General features: G+C 33.4%; 19 protein-coding genes and 1 pseudogene. 4 read left to right on the forward strand and 16 right to left on the reverse strand.

What is annotated here, in order from left to right; all coding sequences use genetic code 11:
• Positions 1-123 precede the first annotated feature (123 nt).
• The 9 genes and pseudogenes from NSQ08_RS12335 to recQ all read right to left on the reverse strand — a co-directional run bounded on the left by NSQ08_RS12335 (position 124) and on the right by recQ (position 9,213).
• Positions 124-909: a serine hydrolase gene (locus NSQ08_RS12335; RefSeq protein WP_340775173.1), complete on the reverse strand. Its 786-nt coding sequence runs from the start codon at positions 907-909 to the stop codon at positions 124-126.
• A gap of 164 nt (positions 910-1,073) precedes the next feature.
• Positions 1,074-1,586 (reverse strand): GNAT family N-acetyltransferase, encoded by a 513-nt coding sequence (locus tag NSQ08_RS12340; RefSeq protein ID WP_340775175.1) that lies wholly within the window; start codon positions 1,584-1,586, stop codon positions 1,074-1,076.
• Between the two features lie 78 nt (positions 1,587-1,664).
• The gene (locus tag NSQ08_RS12345; RefSeq protein ID WP_340775178.1) at positions 1,665-2,666 is read right to left on the reverse strand and encodes an HAAS signaling domain-containing protein; all 1,002 of its coding nucleotides are present in this window, start codon (positions 2,664-2,666) and stop codon (positions 1,665-1,667) included.
• Positions 2,653-3,000 carry a PadR family transcriptional regulator gene (locus NSQ08_RS12350; RefSeq protein WP_002013008.1) on the reverse strand — a complete coding sequence of 116 codons (348 nt, stop codon included), beginning with the start codon at positions 2,998-3,000 and terminating at the stop codon, positions 2,653-2,655. Before NSQ08_RS12350 ends, NSQ08_RS12345 begins: the two co-directional genes overlap by 14 nt.
• A gap of 168 nt (positions 3,001-3,168) precedes the next feature.
• Positions 3,169-3,501 (reverse strand): DUF952 domain-containing protein, encoded by a 333-nt coding sequence (locus tag NSQ08_RS12355; RefSeq protein ID WP_002189854.1) that lies wholly within the window; start codon positions 3,499-3,501, stop codon positions 3,169-3,171.
• A gap of 74 nt (positions 3,502-3,575) precedes the next feature.
• Positions 3,576-5,651 carry a HelD family protein gene (locus tag NSQ08_RS12360; protein ID WP_002189855.1) on the reverse strand — a complete coding sequence of 692 codons (2,076 nt, stop codon included), beginning with the start codon at positions 5,649-5,651 and terminating at the stop codon, positions 3,576-3,578.
• A 117-nt stretch (positions 5,652-5,768) separates the two neighbouring features.
• Positions 5,769-6,505: pseudogene (locus tag NSQ08_RS12365) on the reverse strand (class I SAM-dependent methyltransferase).
• A gap of 181 nt (positions 6,506-6,686) precedes the next feature.
• Positions 6,687-7,070: a gamma-glutamylcyclotransferase family protein gene (locus NSQ08_RS12370; RefSeq protein ID WP_002032638.1), complete on the reverse strand. Its 384-nt coding sequence runs from the start codon at positions 7,068-7,070 to the stop codon at positions 6,687-6,689.
• 25 nt (positions 7,071-7,095) lie between these two features.
• Positions 7,096-9,213, reverse strand: a complete 2,118-nt coding sequence (gene recQ / locus NSQ08_RS12375; protein WP_002013002.1) for a DNA helicase RecQ — start codon at positions 9,211-9,213, stop codon at positions 7,096-7,098.
• 1,093 nt (positions 9,214-10,306) lie between these two features.
• Here recQ and NSQ08_RS12380 point away from each other — a divergent pair.
• From NSQ08_RS12380 to NSQ08_RS12390, 3 genes are all read left to right on the forward strand, one after another.
• Positions 10,307-10,930 (forward strand): hypothetical protein, encoded by a 624-nt coding sequence (locus NSQ08_RS12380; protein WP_002189863.1) that lies wholly within the window; start codon positions 10,307-10,309, stop codon positions 10,928-10,930.
• Between the two features lie 129 nt (positions 10,931-11,059).
• Positions 11,060-11,416, forward strand: coding sequence for a hypothetical protein (locus tag NSQ08_RS12385; RefSeq protein ID WP_000606233.1), 357 nt, complete (start codon positions 11,060-11,062; stop codon positions 11,414-11,416).
• A 137-nt stretch (positions 11,417-11,553) separates the two neighbouring features.
• Positions 11,554-12,006 carry a hypothetical protein gene (locus NSQ08_RS12390; RefSeq protein WP_002012998.1) on the forward strand — a complete coding sequence of 151 codons (453 nt, stop codon included), beginning with the start codon at positions 11,554-11,556 and terminating at the stop codon, positions 12,004-12,006.
• 51 nt (positions 12,007-12,057) lie between these two features.
• Here the strand turns inward: NSQ08_RS12390 and NSQ08_RS12395 are convergent, their stop codons facing one another.
• From NSQ08_RS12395 to NSQ08_RS12405, 3 genes are all read right to left on the reverse strand, one after another.
• On the reverse strand, positions 12,058-12,243 hold the full coding sequence (locus NSQ08_RS12395; RefSeq protein ID WP_002085081.1) for a hypothetical protein: 186 nt from the start codon (positions 12,241-12,243) through the stop codon (positions 12,058-12,060).
• 132 nt (positions 12,244-12,375) lie between these two features.
• On the reverse strand, positions 12,376-12,825 hold the full coding sequence (locus tag NSQ08_RS12400; protein ID WP_340775192.1) for a DUF6884 domain-containing protein: 450 nt from the start codon (positions 12,823-12,825) through the stop codon (positions 12,376-12,378).
• Between the two features lie 20 nt (positions 12,826-12,845).
• On the reverse strand, positions 12,846-14,054 hold the full coding sequence (locus NSQ08_RS12405; RefSeq protein WP_340775195.1) for a peptide ABC transporter permease: 1,209 nt from the start codon (positions 14,052-14,054) through the stop codon (positions 12,846-12,848).
• Positions 14,055-14,230: 176 nt separating this feature from the next.
• Between NSQ08_RS12405 and NSQ08_RS12410 the strand changes: the two genes are divergently transcribed.
• A complete protein-coding gene (locus NSQ08_RS12410; protein ID WP_002032631.1) occupies positions 14,231-14,419 on the forward strand; it encodes a DUF4017 family protein in 189 nt (62 codons plus the stop codon).
• 21 nt (positions 14,420-14,440) lie between these two features.
• Here NSQ08_RS12410 and NSQ08_RS12415 read toward each other — a convergent pair whose 3' ends face one another.
• The 4 genes from NSQ08_RS12415 to NSQ08_RS12430 all read right to left on the reverse strand — a co-directional run bounded on the left by NSQ08_RS12415 (position 14,441) and on the right by NSQ08_RS12430 (position 18,891).
• Entirely contained in the window at positions 14,441-16,138 is a 1,698-nt protein-coding gene (locus NSQ08_RS12415) for a M3 family oligoendopeptidase (RefSeq protein ID WP_033728234.1), read from the reverse strand.
• Positions 16,139-16,242: 104 nt separating this feature from the next.
• The gene (gene ppaC / locus NSQ08_RS12420) at positions 16,243-17,172 is read right to left on the reverse strand and encodes a manganese-dependent inorganic pyrophosphatase (protein ID WP_002189868.1); all 930 of its coding nucleotides are present in this window, start codon (positions 17,170-17,172) and stop codon (positions 16,243-16,245) included.
• 150 nt (positions 17,173-17,322) lie between these two features.
• Positions 17,323-17,988 carry a lytic polysaccharide monooxygenase gene (locus tag NSQ08_RS12425; protein ID WP_002012991.1) on the reverse strand — a complete coding sequence of 222 codons (666 nt, stop codon included), beginning with the start codon at positions 17,986-17,988 and terminating at the stop codon, positions 17,323-17,325.
• 387 nt (positions 17,989-18,375) lie between these two features.
• Positions 18,376-18,891: a DinB family protein gene (locus tag NSQ08_RS12430; protein WP_012261083.1), complete on the reverse strand. Its 516-nt coding sequence runs from the start codon at positions 18,889-18,891 to the stop codon at positions 18,376-18,378.
• Positions 18,892-18,936 lie beyond the last annotated feature (45 nt).

Genomic DNA, 18,936 nt, shown 5'->3' on the forward strand with positions numbered 1-18,936 from the left:
ACACTCCCATATGCTGAGCGCATTCCTTTATAGTCCCGATACATATGAGCGATTCACTTTTGTAAACGGTATACTCCTTTAGGTGCACTATTCCCCTCCCTGCTATTAAAATAACGTTTTTATTCAATTATCGGTTACAACGTTTGTTTGACTTGTCATCTTATATTCTTTATATAAGCACTTCAAAGCTTCTAGAATTGTTTCATCAACCTCTTTATTATCAAATCGATTAGGTAAATCTCTTCCCCCAATTACATAAAGAAACGGAAATTCATGAAACATTCCTATTATACCAATATTTATTGTAGCCGTGGATAATCCGCCTGTCATATGTGCTAAATGATAATACGGTATACCTTCATACTCTCCTTGTTGCATTACCATTCCACTTATAATTGGTTCCCATAATTCTGGTGCGGATTTATATCCTTGGAAAATATGTAATAAAAGCGAAAGAACTTGTTTTAATTCCCCTATATTTTTCTCATCTCTAGGATTTTCCTGTATATGAATCTTGGAAAAGTTCGTTGAAACATATTCTTTGACAGTATCCCATCCTCCGCAGTGCATAACAACCGAGTGAGCGATATAGCTATCGTGACATGCTATCATTACTTCAACAGCTTTACTAAGTGTTAATGTAGCTCTGCCTTGTAAGTGAGGATATAACTGAGCACTATCTTCATTTGGATTAAACTTAATGTGATGAAGTGTATCATTCCAATTAATTTGTTTGTCCTTTACCATCTTTGCTACTGCAAATCCAATTGCAACTTTTGCTGCTGATGCTAAAGGAACATAAAGTTCATTATTATAAGAAGCAATTATGTTTTCATATTTTGTAGAGTAAACAATTACTCCAACTTGACCAGATTGTATTTCTTTAATTTTCCCAATGACATCCTGCATATTCATCCCTCTTTTTATATCGTTTTATCATCTTCTCAAAATTCGATATAGAATATAAGAATCCTTTTTTGTTAAATGATAATCATGAATACAATAAGAAAAAGGTAGTATGAAATTTCTTCACACTACCTTTTAAAATTAATTATTACGCATAACGAATACATCTATTCTTCGATAGGATTTCCAGGTCCGTTAAGCTCCAATTGATACAAAGCTAAATCTAGCCATCGATTGAACTTATAACCGGCTTTTTTTATTGTTCCTGCATGAACAAATCCATAGTTTTGATGCAGGGCAATACTTTTCTCATTTTCTGCGTCAATTCCAGCAATTAAGGTCATATATTCTCTTTTCTGTGCAATAGCTATTAGTTCTTTCATTAAAGACTTCCCAATTCCATTTTTTCTATATTCCTTATCAACGTATATAGAATGTTCAATTGAATATTTATAGGCAGGCCATGCTCTAAATGGACCAAATGTCGCAAATCCTACTACTTTATTATCTAGCTCGTAGACTAAAATTGGATAGCCATCAGCCTTTTTTTGTTCATACCAATCTATTCTATTTTCAAGGGTTACAGGTTTGTACGCATATACAGCTGTTGAATTAAAGATTGTATCATTATAAATATCTAAAATAAATGTTACATCTTCTTTCATTGCTTCCCTTATCATTGTTTTCTTCCTTTCATAATGATTTTTCTCTGTACCTTTCTTTCAACTGATCTACCTAATAATAATACAAACTTATTTTTACAACCGAATTCTAGATTTTCGAAAACCATCAATTGCATTTAGTACCGCAGATAATATGAAGATAATTATCCCTCCACCAATTAACCACGTTTTAAATTCCTCTGGAGAAATTGCAAACACATTTGCCACATACGTAATGAATCCTTCGTTAAATAAATGAGGATTTACTACGATTACAATGAATACTATTGTTGCAGCTAACTGTAGGATTGCGTTCCCAATTGCCAATTTTTGCGTCCATTTTCCTTGCACTAACTTATAAAGAGATATACCTATTTCGAAAATGATCATAATTACAACGATTGGCCAATACTGAAGTAAAACATCTTGATTGAAAGTTGGTGCGACAAATTTCAGTCCATCTGCTGCACCATTATATACGCCAACAAGATGATTCGCATAAAAGTAAAGGGTAGCCCAAACTGCTGTCCACATCAAACCTCCAAAAACTTCAAACTTTGAGATCGACTTTTTCTTTGGAACATACGAGATATTTTTCAAATCATCAGGAGTCCATTTTTTTAAACTTGTCGTCAACGGTTGGGTACCTTTGTCTTTATCTGTTCTTTCTAAAATAGCAAATACAAGTGTCAACCAGAAAAATACATGGAGGCCTACTTCGACAATTTCCCCAATGCCTTTACCTATCAATTGTAAAATAACATTTAATACTGCTTGATCACCAGTATAGCCTATAAAATTTTCTGCAATCATTGCAATGAGTGCGATAACAGCTGCAATTGGTATAATCATTTTTAATAGCGTCGTATATACATCAAAATAGCGTGGTCCAATTAAATGCATCGGTCTATCCAAATACCCATTAGCCAATGAAACCGGGCTCCCCAATTTTTCGAGAACGATCTTCACATCATCTTCATTATAATCGTCTGATAACATATCCTCTATTGTCGACCGTAGCTCAAGCGTAATATCTTCACGATTTTTTTCAGGTAATCTCTTCGCAACTTCTTGGACGTACATATCAATCAAACTCATTCTCGTCCTCCTCCTTTAATAAGTTATAAAGTTCTTTTGAATCCTTTATCCATTCCTTTTTCAACTGCAAAAATATATTTAATCCATATTCACTTAAAACATAGTACTTACGAGGTCTACTCTCCGTTTTATCCCAACTACTCGTCACTAGCTCCTGCTTTTCTAATCGGCGAAGTAGTGGATATAAAGTACTTTGATCTATCATGATTCCTGATTGCTCCAATAATTGGACAAGCGAATATCCATATTGCGGCGTTCTTAGTTGACTTAAAACCGCTAATGTCAATGTCCCTCTCCTTAGCTCAGTAATTAATGAATTTAATAAAGTATCCATTCACCCACCTCATTTCCATTACTATATGTCATACAGTATGTGTTTTATACTATGTATCGTACAGTATTAGTGTGACAAAAACAATAATTTTTCAAAAAATATATACAATAAAAAGCACAAACTATATAATTTGCGCTTTTCTAGCTAACTTAAATACCTATAACACTCTTAACTTTGTCCCTCTGGTAATAAAAAATCTCCCTTTTCTTTAAAAAATGGAGCAACACCTACAATTGCCTCAAAATTGATTACTCCATATACATGCGGGTATTCTTGACCGTTAGTAGCAAGTTCATATTTTATTTCTGCTTTTACTAGGGATGGATCAATTGTAAGTAATAAAACATCTTCTTCATGACTGAAATATGTTTCCGCAACTATTAAAGCTTGGTCTAATAATGAACAATGAATAAATCCCTCTTCTATTAGTGATTTTTCATTAATTTCTCTAGTTGTTTTTGCGATTTCCCAATTTCTTTTTGTTATTACTTTTGTAATCATATCCATTCCCCCTATATCCTTATATAGAAAAAAAGAGGTTTTTTTGTTTATTACTAGAAAATCCTCTTTTTTATTTATTTTATCCCCTTAATTAATGGCGACGCTTCCCCACTATGGAAAATCCATAAATCATGAAGCGATCTCGTACATCCGACATACAATAATTTCGCATCATGTTTTGTATTTTTGTAATGTTCCTCATCAACGTCGATTAGAAGTACGGCATCAAATTCTAAACCTTTCGCCAAATATACAGGTACTACCGAAATACCACCTTCATATTTGCTTTGATCTGCTTCAATGACATTAACAGTCAACCCTGCATTTGTTAACTTCTCATATATATCACGGCATTCATCGTCTGTTCTTCCAATTACCGCGATTGTTTTCACATCTTCAGTTTGCAAATGCTGTAATGTCTTTAAAACTTCAGTAAATTGGTCCTCTGCCGGAATTACTTTCACGTCTTCACCGCTACGGAAAACTGGAGTTGCCAGTCCCACTGGAATCTCTGCATTTTTAATTATTTCATTCGCGAATTCAATAATTTCTTTTGTAGAACGATAACTTCTCGTCAATTCGTAATAACCTGTTTCTTGGAATACTTCCTTAAAAGCACCCCAGTCTTCAATTCCTTGATAATCATAAATCGCTTGAGATAAATCACCTAATATAGTGAAAGAATTACCTAGTGTAATTTCTTTTAATACATATACTTGGAATGGCGAGAAATCTTGCGCTTCATCAATAACGACGTGATGGAACTTTTGTCCAATTTCAATTCCTGTTATGCGATGTTGTATGTAAATTAAAGCTGGTAAGTCTTCTACATACACTTCTTTTTTACGACAATTCTTTTCTGTTTCTTGAACAAGTTCTTCAGGTAATACTTCGAGTATTTCTTTACTCTTTATCATTGAATTATATAGTGAGAGCGGGCTCATTTTCGGCCAAAAATTCATATATGTGTTCAATCTCTTTGTCGCTTCTTTTTTTAGTAATTTTTTCTCGTTTGTTTCTCCAAACTTTTTAAGCTCAATTTCAATCCAGCGCTTCATACGGCCGACTAAACGTTCTCTTCTTTTCTTTAATGGATAGTGTTTATATTCAACCTGCATCCATTTTTTAACGTCTTCCACTGGAATAACAGCTTTATCCCATGCCTCAAAATCTTTTGTTGGCACTAAATCTTTTTCAAATTGAATCATTCTTTCTTCAATAAACGACTTAAATTCCAGCGTGCCTTTCAATTTACCTAGCATAACCTTTTTTTCATCGCGATTAATTGAGAAAGCTTCTTTCAATTTTTCTTCTGTCTGCTTCAGTTTCACCGAACCATCTAACGTACGTAATGCCCAATCTGGAAACGTTGTTTGACTAATATTTCCTACCCCTAACTCAGGAAGTACACTTGAAATATAGTCTAAAAACAAACTGTTTGGAGCGAATACGATCATTCTCTCCGCTTCAAGTTGTTCACGATATTCATAAATTAAAAAAGCAAGGCGATGTAAAGCGATTGTTGTTTTTCCGCTCCCTGCAACCCCTTGAATTAATAACGGTAAGTTTCTTTCCGCACGAATAATATCATTTTGCTCCGATTGTATAGTCGAAACGATATCTTTCAATTTATTATCTTTATTCTCACCTAATCGATATAGAAGAAAATCATCAGCATGTGAGACATCTTCATTTCCTTTCACATATGTATCAACAACACGTTCTAGTTCTCTCTTTCGAATCGAAATGTTTCGTTTTAAATAAACATCTCCTTCTACTAATCCGTCTGGTGAATGATAAAATGCTAATTCTTCTCCACCGGTAAATGAATAAAACATACTTGCGACAGGTGCACGCCAATCAATTACAATTGGTTTCATCGTATCTTTATCTGAAACACCTACTTTACCGATGTAAATCGGCATTACATCTTCCTTGCCATCCTCCTGAAAATCTAATCTTCCAAAGTACGGCTCATGTATACCAATACGTAAGCTTTGTCTATTAGACTCCCTCATACTTTCAAGAATTTGTTCTTTAAAATCTTCTCCATAATAAACCGGGATTTTTTCAAGCTGTTCTAATTGATCATCCATCGTACTTAAAGTATCTTTCATTTTTTGTAACTCTTCGTCAAAAATGTTGTTCATTTGATGATTCCCTCCTGTCCGTTCCAATTTTTTCAGTCGAAATATAATTGTATTAAAAATCCATTCATAAAGTCAATAGTTTTAGTAAGAATTTTCTAAATTAAAAAAGAGTAGAGATTAATCCCTACTCTTCCTTACTTTAATTCGATATGCCAAACATTCATTTAATGTTGCCAATTCTTTATATTTTCGTTTTTCAAAATCATATGCTCCCCCAGGGAAGAATCCCATAATACTTAAACCAGCTTCAGCACATAGATTGCTAATCTCATCTACCGTATAACATCGTAAAGACTGTGTTACTACATCATTTGGATAATTAGGGTCCCACCAATGATCTAACATTCTTTCATTTATACTATCATATTCGTATTTTCGCATAGCTGCACTTAAGGACATTTCTTGTCCACTTACTTTTTTCCAATACAATGGTTGATAAATATCAATAAGTGCACATCCTTCATTCAATTTTTAATCCGTTTTAATAGAATCAATTGCTCATCATCTGTTCCTACACCAAAACCGTCTAAATAACTAACAACATCAAACTTTTCTTCAAAGTTAATTTTATAAAAATCTGCGCAATGAATATCTATATTATTAGTAGAATGTTCTTTTGCAAACATAACTAACTCTGGTACAAGTTCAACCGTAGTCATTTTCACTTGTAACCTAGACATCGCCCTTGCAAATCTACCATTTCCTGCTCCTAGTTCTAACATCGTTTGAAATGGATGACCAACTTGTTCTTGAACTTCTTTAGCAACCTGCTCTAACCAGCTTTCTGTATTGATATCGTAATTCGACAGTTCGAATTGTTTTTGGTAAAATTCCTTCACATTTAATTCGTTCATTATTATTCTCCTCCTGCACTAGACTTTTCTGCCACAGGTGAGAAACTAAATTTCTGACACCCATAAAAAAAACCATTCTTATTTCTCTATATTTACAATTTATCAAAATAATAAGAATTTTAAAAGTACCAATATAAAAAGCAGATAATGGTCGATTCCACTATCTGCTCTATAGCTGCTTTTATTTTCCTTGTTGATACTCCACCCAATCACCAGAAATGATAACTTTCTTTAGCATCTCTTTATCTTGAGCAATATACACAAATGCACGTATTTCTCTATCACCTAAATAAATCGTTTCGGTGATTCGGTCATATAAATCACTCTCTGCATTACCTGTGTATTCTTCAAGTTCATCTAACTTTTGCAGAACATCATCATTTACTTCATAAACTTCTCCGTATACTTTGTCCTCATTTGAACAAATCATCGCAGGATACCCTTCGTATGTATCAAATAATTTACCATACGTCCATGCTTCGTCTGCGATGCATATTGCACCTTGCATAAAATGAGCATTCGTTTGCTCTTTTCTTAACGTGCCATACACGAAAACGTGATGCATAAATCCCTATCCCCTTTATATGTCTCTACTTTCTAATTTGTAAATAAGCACGAATCATAAAGTAACTCACTTCATTTGGAAGTTGGTCCTTAATCGATTTCAGACCACCCTCTGCATTTTGCACGGCAGTTTCAATCAGTGATTCATATTCTGCAGGAACAAAACTGTTCCAGTCTACTTCCATTCCATCTTCAAAGCAGCGAATTAAATGATTTTCAATTGTTTGTCTTGATAAGCTACGTTCTTTAGCAATTTCATCTAGATCAATGCCTTGTTTATACATTTCATACGTTTCTAAATGAGAATTCGCTGACGCTTTTCCTGATTTTTTACTCTCTGAAACAACTTCAGTCTTAATTGTTTCCGCATAGTTTGGGTTATCCTCAATAAAGTGCTGAACTGCTTGTAAGAAGTGAGATCCGTACTTCACAAGTTTGTGTTCTCCGATTCCTTTTACAGTTAGGAGTTCGGAGTCACTTTGTGGCATTTTCGCACACATATCTTTTAACGTTTGGTCAGAGAAAATAACGAACGGCGGTACACCTTCTCCTTGTGCAATTTCTTTACGCACTTCACGAAGCACTTCAAATAAAGGATGGTCTTGAACAATTTGTCTCGTTTCTACTCGTTCTTTGCGTAAAACATTCTCTTTACCAAGTAATACTTCTTTTCCTTTTTCCGTTACTTTTAATGTTGGATACGTACCATGTTCAACTGCAATTAACTCATCTGAAATTAAAAACTCAATAAACTCACTGACTTCTTTTACACTACGGTTTGATAAAAGACCATACGTTGGCAAAGTATGAAAATTAAATTCAATGACTTTCTTATTTTTAGATCCAGTTAATACTTGTGCAATCATTTGCTTTCCGAATCGTTGGTTCGTCCTAATCATACAAGATAGTACCATTTGGGATTCTCTCGTCACATCGATACTTTCACGGTCATCCGTACAATTACCGCAGCGACCACAATCTTCCTTCGGCTCTTCTCCGAAGTATTGCAAAATAAATGATTGTAAACATTGTTCTGTATGACAGTAATCGGTCATATTTTGGAGTTTTTCAAGCTCATTTGAAAAACGTGATTCTCCAGTTGATTGATCGATTAAAAAGCGTTGTACTTGCACATCTTGAGAAGAATATAACAAAATACATTCACTATCTAATCCATCACGACCAGCACGTCCTGCTTCTTGATAGTAACTTTCCATATTTTTTGGAAGTTGATAATGGATAACGTAACGTATATTCGATTTATCTATACCCATTCCAAATGCAGATGTTGCCACCATAACACTTATTTCATCTCGTAAAAAGAGTTCTTGCTGTTCATTTCGATCGTGGTCGCTCATACCAGCATGATATTTCGATACAGAAACTCCTGCTTTCCCTAAATCTTCATATAACTGATCGACAACTTTTCTTGTAGCTGCATATATAATCCCAGATTCCTTCTGATTTTGACGAATATAATCCGCTAAATAAGCATTACGATCCTGTCCTTTAATGACAGAGAATGATAAGTTCTCGCGCTCAAACGTTGTCATAATCGTATTTTCTTGATTAATTCCAAGTGTGTTGCAAATATCTTCACGAACTTGTGGTGTTGCCGTCGCAGTTAACGCTAATACGAGCGGCTTTTCTGGAAGATAATCTAATATGCGATGTATATGTAAATAACTCGGACGGAAATCATGTCCCCACTGCGAAATACAGTGCGCCTCATCAATTGCAATCATCGGGATTTTCATATCGATAAGTTGATCAACAAATTCCATTGAATCAAGACGCTCAGGCGCCACATAAAGTAACTTATAATGGCCTTGTTTCGCTAATTGAATTCGTTGATTTGCTTCTGTAATAGAAATAGAACTATTAATATAAGTAGCTGAAATACCGTTTTGTACTAATGTATCTACTTGGTCTTTCATAAGTGAAATCAAAGGTGAAATAACTAATGTCGTTCCTTCGAATACTAATGCGGGAATTTGATAACAAATTGACTTACCACCACCCGTAGGCATAATACAGACTGTATCTTTCCCATCTAATACATTTTTAATTGTTTCATCTTGTCCTCTTCGGAATGACGAATAACCGAAATAAGACGCTAAAAGTTCTTGTGCTTTTGTAAACAAAAAAGAGTCACCTGCTTTTCTTTATCTTTCATCTATTCCCATTATATCATCAAACTGATTCTCGCCACTTTGAATTTTATAAGTATTTGAGTTCTATTTGCTTCCTACGTTTTCCAACATAAAAAAACAAATCTAGTACACAAGAAGAAAGAATTTCAAAATAAATATTCATTTAATTTACCTTCCTAGAATACTACTAATCGTATACATATGAATTTGAGGAGGTTAAATTATGAAGAGTCGTTACAATAATTCCAACAAACCTAAAGCATTAAATAAATAACTCCAATTCTCTAATAATGATGCGTGGAAATATGAATCATTTTATAAGTATCAGCCCTTATTTTCTTATAGCAAGCTTATGAATTTCCTTTCTCAACTTTTTAAACGTTAATACATGTGCCAAATATATATCATTCAAACAAATTTTCTCAACATATAACTTCTAGACTAACTACAATACAGTTGTTACCATATATAATAATCTGTTAGATAAACCCCTTATGTTGACCTGCTTAAATTAGCAGGTCTTTTTTTATACTTACATATTGCAATGTATCGTAGCCTGGCTGAAAAGTCTTTTCTCCATTTTAGAACCCTATTCCGCTCTCCACAAATGATTATAATTCCAAAAAGCAAAATATAAATCCGCTACATTCATACAAGCAATTCATTTTTTCTCAATACACAAAGTGAATTTCATTTGTTACTATAAAAGTACTCTAGATGAGTTTTTGCTCATCAACATTATCTAGTTAAAGGGATCTGCCGCGGGAAGCAGATCCCTTTAACTTTATTAAAAAGCACCCTTCTCATTTGGACACATTTACCAGGGTTTTTTGAAAGAATTTTATGTTAATATTACGTAGTCGAGTCCGACATCTCGGCAATACCCTTTTGAGGTCCTGCAATTTCCCTTGCAGGACCTCTATTATTTTAAAATTCTTTTTATTCATATATATCATAAGTGTGTTTTTTTATTCCCCTTCAACTTTCTCCTTTTCCAACTCTCAAAAAAACTCTTGGACACGTAACTTAAAAATAACGTTTATCATATTGTGAGATATACATGTTCAAAGGAGTGTAACTATTTATGTATACTTATTGGCAATCGTATTACTCCCCTTATCATATCACTAATGGAAACTTCGATTCATTTGTACGAAATTACCGAGTTAGTAAAAACGAAAACTTTCTAAAAGGATATATGCGTTCTTTATGGGAACAACACGTTGCTTGGACACGATTAGCCATTATAGGCATCATCTTTAACTTGCCCGACGTAAACGTTACCGTTGGACGTCTTCTACAAAATGCAACACACATGGGGCTATCACTTGAACCATTCTACGGAGAAAATGCAGTGAAAAAATATAGTGCATTAATTAAAGACCACTTAACAATCGCTGCTGATCTTGTTAAAGCCGCAAAAGCTGGTGATCAAAACGCAGCGGCCGCTATAGAAAAGAAATGGTACGCTAATGGTGATGAAATCACTGAATTTCTTAACAGTATCAACCCATATATAGATAAAGAAGAATTTAGAAAAATGTTTTATGAGCATTTAGCGTTAACGAAAGCGGAAGCACTTGCCTTCCTAAATAAAGATTATGATGCCAGTGTAAAACTATACGATAAAATTGAAAAAGAAGCATTAGAAATGGCCGACATGATAACAGACGCAATCGTAAAACAATTTCCGCAAGTATTTCAATAAAAATAAGCCGATTTGAAAAAACAAATCGGCTTATTTAGTTTTCTATCAATGATATTTCACTACTCCTCTTTACATTTAACGTATATCGATATATTTTATTAATATCCGTTTTTTATAGGAGGAAATAGTTTGATTAACGCAATTGGTCTCGTATTTATTCTCACAAATAAGCACGAGAAAAAGAAGAAAGTTTATCTGAATGAAAAATTCGCATTAATAGACATTATTGATTCTAAAGAAGTATTTGATGATGAAGGTAACTCATTAGTAGAACTAACATGTAAATACAGCATATACTTAGATGAAAAATACTATTGTAAATCTCTCGATGATTATACTGGACAAGTATTCCCCTTCTTAAGCGCAAAAATAGGAAAGGGACTTCTTAGAAACTTAAATTATTACTTTTCTTACGTTGATGCCTATGATAAAAAACCACCTGTTAAAGAAATAAGACCGCTTATGAAACAAGTAACTAACAGATAGCGGACAGTAATCAAAAAGAAAGCACCTAACTTCAGATGCTTTCTTTTTTTGAATCAGTAACTCTCTAACTTTCATCTCCTTCTAAATATATATACCCACGCATACTTTAAAATAAAAACATTGGAGGATTAGGCTGAATGAAATATTCAGAATCAATCGTAAGTAAACGGCTTCGAAAACTTAAAACAACTGGTATGTTTTTTATACTATTTTTAATCGCATGGCTTGGATATACAAAATTCCTTTATGGAAATGGTTTTCTTCTAGAAAAGAAAAATTCAGTTGAAGTAATGAATACTAGCGTTACTGGAGAAATAGAAAAGAATTTCGATGTAAACTTACAAGGTTTTCGTAAAACGAACCTTGATACACTTATAGATGCTAGTAAAACCGATCCTAGCGAACTATCCTTAATTGAACTTATCAACACATCTTGTTCTAAAGATTGCATTGGCGAACCTTTAACTTACGTTAAATCAAACCACGGATATATCTTTTATAAGGAATCTAATGGTACTAATGTAGCTTTAAAGATTATAAAACAGGATTCATGGGAAATTGAAAAAAAATCTGTTCAAGATGGAATTTAAAAGGTTTATACACAAAAAGAGTACTTACTTCAAAGTACTCTTTTTAAAATATTACCACTTACGACATTTATCATCATCGTCGTCACGTTTACGATTGCGACGGCAATCATCACAATCACAGTCACGTTTACGTCTACAACCACAATCATCACAATCTCTGCGTCTACATCTTCCAAACATTAAATCATCCCAAAATCTATTACAATCTCTGCGTCTACAACCACAATTATTACACATGAATATGACTCTCCCCTAATATAAAATAGAATTCATCATATTCTATGTTTAAAAACGTAAAAAGGCTTGTTTACTAGTCTATTTTAAATGTATTAATTTAGCATAATTTGAATCTATATTACTAATTTATCCCTATACTTCCTTCTGCGCTTCCACTGCCCCATTCAACCTCTGCAACATATACCCAATCCCTCTACATCCCGCTAACGGATATGTGATGATTTCTTCTGGATATAACTTCGTCACTACTTTTTTATGCTTCTTCCCCGCAAGTAAGACGATCTCTTCAAACTGATGTAAATCTTTATCAATCATCTGTTGTTTTAATTGTTCTATGCTAATAATCTCATTACTATTTGAATCAAATGCAAGATCATAATTTTCCTTTACAATATCATTTGGTCTTAAAAATCCATGCTTTGCTGATAATATAACCCAATTCTCGAAAAACTCAGTTGCATACGCCTGACATGCTTTTCCGAATGGACTAATATATACATCTTTTGCCTCTGCCTCCCCATACTCTGGGTAATTATCCCAAATTTTCTTCTTTCCGCATGGAATTATGCATAACCTTTTCATTGTTATTTCTTACCTCGCTTCTAACTTTTTAAATATAAAAATAGAGAATTCTCCACTTCTTCATACTCAGCTTCTATGTCTCCAATTCCCACAACGTTCCAACTATTATTTTTTTCTACCGGTTTTTCATTCATAATGATATGAACTTGTTTCATATTTTTATAATCTTCTTCAAAAGATGCTAAAACAGGCTGATTTAGCATATATGTTTTATTATGCATACTTACACTTACAAAGGTTTTATGTAATGCTTTATTTCCCTTTAAATTTACGTTCATTGGATTAAACATATTTAATTTTATATCCCCTATAATATACAGGTGATATCCTTTTTTCTCATTAAATTCTTTAAAATCCTTGTCTCTTTCGTTTTGAACAAAATGAATCATTTGCTTTGTTTCATTACTTATTGTAATTTCATTGTTTAAATCCAAATCCACATTTATATTTTGTTTTAAAAAAGCATATAGCGATTTATCACTATTAAAGAAGCTCGTTTTCCACTCAGGAAGGATTTCATCTAATAATAAACATAAAAACATTCCTGAGCTATAGCAACTCTTTCTTATGTTACAATTAGCTTCATATGCATCTAAAATTAATCTACTATATTTTCGTAATGTTTCACTTTCATCATTATTGCATACTGTATTGTAAGCATTCATTTCAACATACCAAGCAGGCCCTTCTATACTTTCAACCATACACTCGTATGTTACAAACTCTTCTTTCATAAAATTAGCCCTTTGCTCTCTTAGTTCAATAAATTGCTTAATATAGTTATTCTTCTCAGCTTGTGACTTACAATGAACAGCATCATATAAACAAATTCGTTCTTTATTTCGTAATTCAATATTTTCTTTTAATATAGGATATTGAAATCCTAGAGATTCATTTGAAAATCTACTTTCACCATTCAAATATTGATAACAATGAAAAAGTTCATGCACTACAATCGCAAATAAACTTTCATAATCTCTATACCTATTCATATTGACGATGGCAGTTGGATAATCTTTGAATATGATGAATGTATCTCCTTTAAATTGTTCATTCCAATTTAAAACGGTATACCCATCATCATCCTCTGTCAGAAATAATGGATGATGAAATACATACACATACTCATCATCATACAATGCAAAAGCAGCCCTCTTAAAATCAGGCCATAACTTATACAATAACTCCATATTTATATCTTGCTTCATTCTATTTAATATATTGTCCATTATACAAATCCCCCCTATATCATTCTATATATATATCATCTACCCTATTTTCAAATAACCATTTCATTTACATAATTACAAAAATATATATCTTGTACATAATTTTCCAAATACAAACTTATCATGTATTATATAAATATAGTCATAACATTGGTATTAAAAGGAGGTGAACAATTATGAAAAATATACTCCCAGCATTATTAGCTTATATTATTGTTTGTATCATCGCAATTATCATTCCAGCATCTGACGGCTATAATAATGTAGGATGGAAATTATTCGTTGGGCAAGCGTACGCAATACCTATTTTCATTATTGCTGCTATTGTTACATTTTATATAAACAAGAAACGATCTTATGAATAAAGAGGATAGCGAATGCTATCCTTATTTTAATTCACTTATAAACTTCAACACAGCTCCAGCAGTACTTTGTACCGTTTCTTGCGAAAAATCAAATGCAACACCTGTATTACCATAAATTTCCTGTACGGAAACATTCCAATCCGCACTCGTTCCCTCTTTAAAGAAAGTAATCGCTTTTTCTTGATTCTCCCGATATATTTGAAATAATTGTAGTGCTCCTAATTGTGCAATTGCATATTCAATTTTGTAAAAAGGATACTGAATATAATGGAACGATTCTATCCAACTCGCACCAAGCCCTTCCTCATAGCCTGTAATATCGATTGACGAAAATTTATACCTTTTACATAATTCAAGATATTTCTCATCCCGTTCTTCTGATGAATGATTTGGATTGGTATAGAGCCAATGCTGAAATAGATCACCTGAAACTGGCGTAATTAATAAAGACAAAGCTCGATGCAGTTGTTCTCGTTGTGCTTTCTTATATTCATTCTCTTCCTTATAAAAAATGTTAAGTTTATCCATTAGTAATAGCTCGAGACTATGAGAATACAACTCAGCTACTTCTTCACGAAGATATTTTTCTTGCATACTACTTTCATTGTTAAACTGTTTATTGAAATGAAGTGCATGACCCACTTCATGTATGAGTGCATTAATTGCGTTAAATGATAGACTAAAATTAGAATAAATAAAAACCTCTTGGTTATAAGGTAAGGTAAAACAAGCAGCCCCCGGCGCCTTATTTTCCCTTTCTTCTACGTCAATTAATCCTGATTTCCTTATATGAATAAATTCCTCATGAAAATATGAATCTGTCTTTCTTAACATCTCTTCAATCCCATCCAATAAATCATTGGAATTTTGAAATGAAACTTTCTGCAATGTACAAGGAGCAAGATCCCATGGAAGATACGCTTTTACACCAAGATCCTTTTTAAAAAGATTCCCTAATCGTTTCCATACGGGTACAACCAGCTTCTCTATAGATTCATGAAGCGTATAACAGTCTTCAATACTATATTCTCTGTTTTTTAGCTTAAAAATATATTCGCTATAATTGTTAAACCCTGCATTTAGGGCCATTTGATTCCGTAATTGTACAAGTTCATTCATAATACAATCTATTTCTGGTTTTACTACACTTCGTGCTTCACATAAAGCATGCCATGCCTTTTCACGAATGCTTCTATTTGGGTTATCCAACTCTGCTTTAACGTATGCGTACGTCCTTATTTCGTTGTTCCAATTGATTGTTATGTTAGACATAATTTCTCTATACTTCGTTATAAAACCCTCCTCCTTAACGGCAAGAGAAATATTCTTTTCATTAAATAATTCGCTGTTCACCAATCTTACTTTTTTCATGTATCCGTATTTTCGTTCATCCAATAGCTTTGAAAACGGACAATCACTAAATTTTCGATCAAATTTTGCATTGTATTTTTTAAAAAGTGGTTGAATACTATTTTGGTTATATTTATGTAGATTACGTATTGTACTGTCTTTCGTATCTCTATACACAGCAATTAATTGACTCGTTAACACCTCTTCTACTTCAGCAGTTAAACGCTGTTCCTTTATTAGCCATTCCTCTAATTCAGCAACAGAAGAAATATTTTGATTTAAAAGTGATTGAAATTTGTTTTCCAACGTTTCCAAGTCATAACATTTCCTATTTCCATCCCTTTTTAACGTCTTTGAACCATTAAACATACGCAAACCTCCTTGTTTAAAATTATAATTTTCTGTCATTTTTTCAAAAAAAACAAGTAGCCAATATGACTACTTGTCCTTTCTTTTATCCATACTCTATAATATTAAGCTTGGAATGTTTCTGTTAATACAGGAACGATTTGTTTTTTACGAGATACAACACCTTTTAAAGTAGCTGCGTTGTTTTGTAATGTTACGTTGTAAGCTTTCTCAACAACGTTTGTTGCTTTACCAATCGCAAGACCAACAGAATCGTTAGTTAAGATATCAGTTACAACGAATAAGAATAGGTCCAAACCTTTTTCTTCTACTACTGTAGTGATAACTTTTTCAAGTTCTGCTTGGTGTACAAGAACGTCGTTTGTATCAACAGCGTTTACTTGTGCGATTTCAACTTTCGCGTTACCCATTTGGAATTCTTTAGCGTCAAGAGAGATTAATTGCTCCATTGTTTTTCCGCTTAAATCAGCACCAGCTTTTAACATTTCTAAGCCGTAGCTATCTGCATCTACACCAGCGATTTCCGCTAATTCACGAGCTGCTGCTACGTCTTGTTCTGTGCAAGTTGGAGATTTGAATAGTAAAGAATCTGAAATGATTGCAGATAACATTAAACCAGCAACTTCTTTACGAATTGTAACGCCATTTTCTTTGTACATTTTGTTTAAGATTGTAGCTGTACATCCAACTGGCTCACAACGGTAGTAAATAGGATCGCTTGTTTCAAAGTTAGCAATACGGTGATGGTCAATAACTTCTAACACACGAACAGATTCGATATCGTTAGCACTTTGTTGACGCTCGTTATGGTCAACTAAAATAACGTTGTCCACTTCGTTTGCTACTGTCTCAACAAAACGCGGTCCTTCTACTTTAAAAGAGTCTAACGCAAATTGAGTTTCACCACTGATTTCGCCTAAACGTACAGGCTCAGCATTCATTCCTAATTCTTTTTTCAATTCTGCATAAGCAATCGCAGAACAAATTGCATCTGTATCTGGGTTTTTATGCCCGAAAACTAGTACTTTTTCCATGTTTTCCACCTCTTCATGAAAAGGATATCTTAAAGAAGCAAATATGACAATATTTTAGACACATTTTTTTATAAATAATTGCAGTTTCTTCTATATTTTTCATAAAAAAATCATCTAAAATGAATTAGATGATCAAAATGTATATTTAATTTAAAATAGTGTAGGAACTTGCACTACATTGTTAAAAGCAAAATTGGAATTTAAACCATTATTCACAAGGTTCACATCAATAACTTGATAAAACGCATTTCCAGTGTCCGCAATCTCCCAAACAGCTAAAATAAGATGGTAGCCACTACGGTCAGTTGGTACATTTGCTTCATGCGTTACTGTTGTCCCCGGTCTAACTCCGCCATCATTTTTTACATAGAACGGCACTAAATCTAAACTAGACCTTGTTAAAGGCATATTTGGATTCCAATCCTTCTTTGTAATGTAGTATTTCCATTCTTTCGTACTATGAGGAGCGGTTAGTTTCCACTTGAATGTATTCATCCCGCCGTTTAACGTAACTTTCTTCCACCTATCAACTGCTTGAACGTCTAAAGCAGGAAAATGGCCAGCTCCTGCGATTTGTCCATCAGAAGGTCCTAATTGCGGAAAACCCCCTATTCCTTCTACACTTTGTGGTTCATATTGAACTGGACCGCAATTTACATTTACCCCTTGCTTACATAAATAAGATCGGCTCGCTGGTGATTCTACATACCCATGAGCTGAAGCCTTTTCTGAAAATCCAAATGTTAATAACCCCGTAAGTAATATCCCGCCACTTAATATAACCTTCTTCACCTTTTGTAAACTTGTCTTTTTCATTCTTTCATCCCCTTCCCAAAAATGAAATAAAAATAACTATAGTTGCCTAGTCATCTTCTCTACATCCATTATAAGTGGAAGAGTATTACTAAAAGAACCCTCTAAAAACTTTCTCAAATTCTTCTAGCTACAAAAATATCAATTCTTCACGCATTTTAATTACCAGTTATCAAATCTATTATTTATTTTGTCGTTTTACTGTTAACTACTTACAATTATATATCACTGTGTAGCTTCGAAAAAAGTTTGATTACATTAACTCTATAAACCTAGATAAAATAATACAAAGAAAAAGTGTGTTTTGAAAAAGATTGATCTAAACACGCTTTAAATATACTCAATTAAACCATTCGTTTATAAATAAATTACGAAATTGGCAAAGGTAGTCTAGTTATCGAATAGCCCTCTTCCTCTCAGATTTGCGGAAACAGGCTCCTTTCCTATTTCACGTGCCCATATAGATAACTGGCCGATATGGTGGATTTCATGGACAATGACATGACGTATTATCTCTCCGTGTGTACATTCAATGACTCGGCGCCTGATTGGGGCGTCTCTAGAGCTAATCGTTTCTTCATTGAAATCAGTTTCTGAAAGTTTCCGATAATCCATTTCATTTGTCCAAGATGTCACAAATGGCTTCACTTTCTCGTGATATTGAGCTGAGAGATTTTTTACTTTTTGCAAGCTGGCATACTCTTCAAACAATGGCTCCTCAGGAACTGGCTCACCTCGCAAACCTAAGATCCACATATATTCCACATCTACAATGTGAAATAAAGTATGTAGTATACTGCCGAACCCACCGACCCGTTTCTTTAATAGTTCTTCATCCGGCATGTCTTCGCACAATGTAAACCACTCATCACGAACTTGCCAGTTATATTGAAACAGTTTCAACATCACAGCAACCTCCATCTTTTAGATTAACATTTAATATTCACCAAA

The sequence above is a fragment of the Bacillus sp. FSL E2-8887 genome (assembly GCF_038007205.1).
In the GTDB taxonomy this organism is placed as follows: domain Bacteria; phylum Bacillota; class Bacilli; order Bacillales; family Bacillaceae_G; genus Bacillus_A; species Bacillus_A mycoides.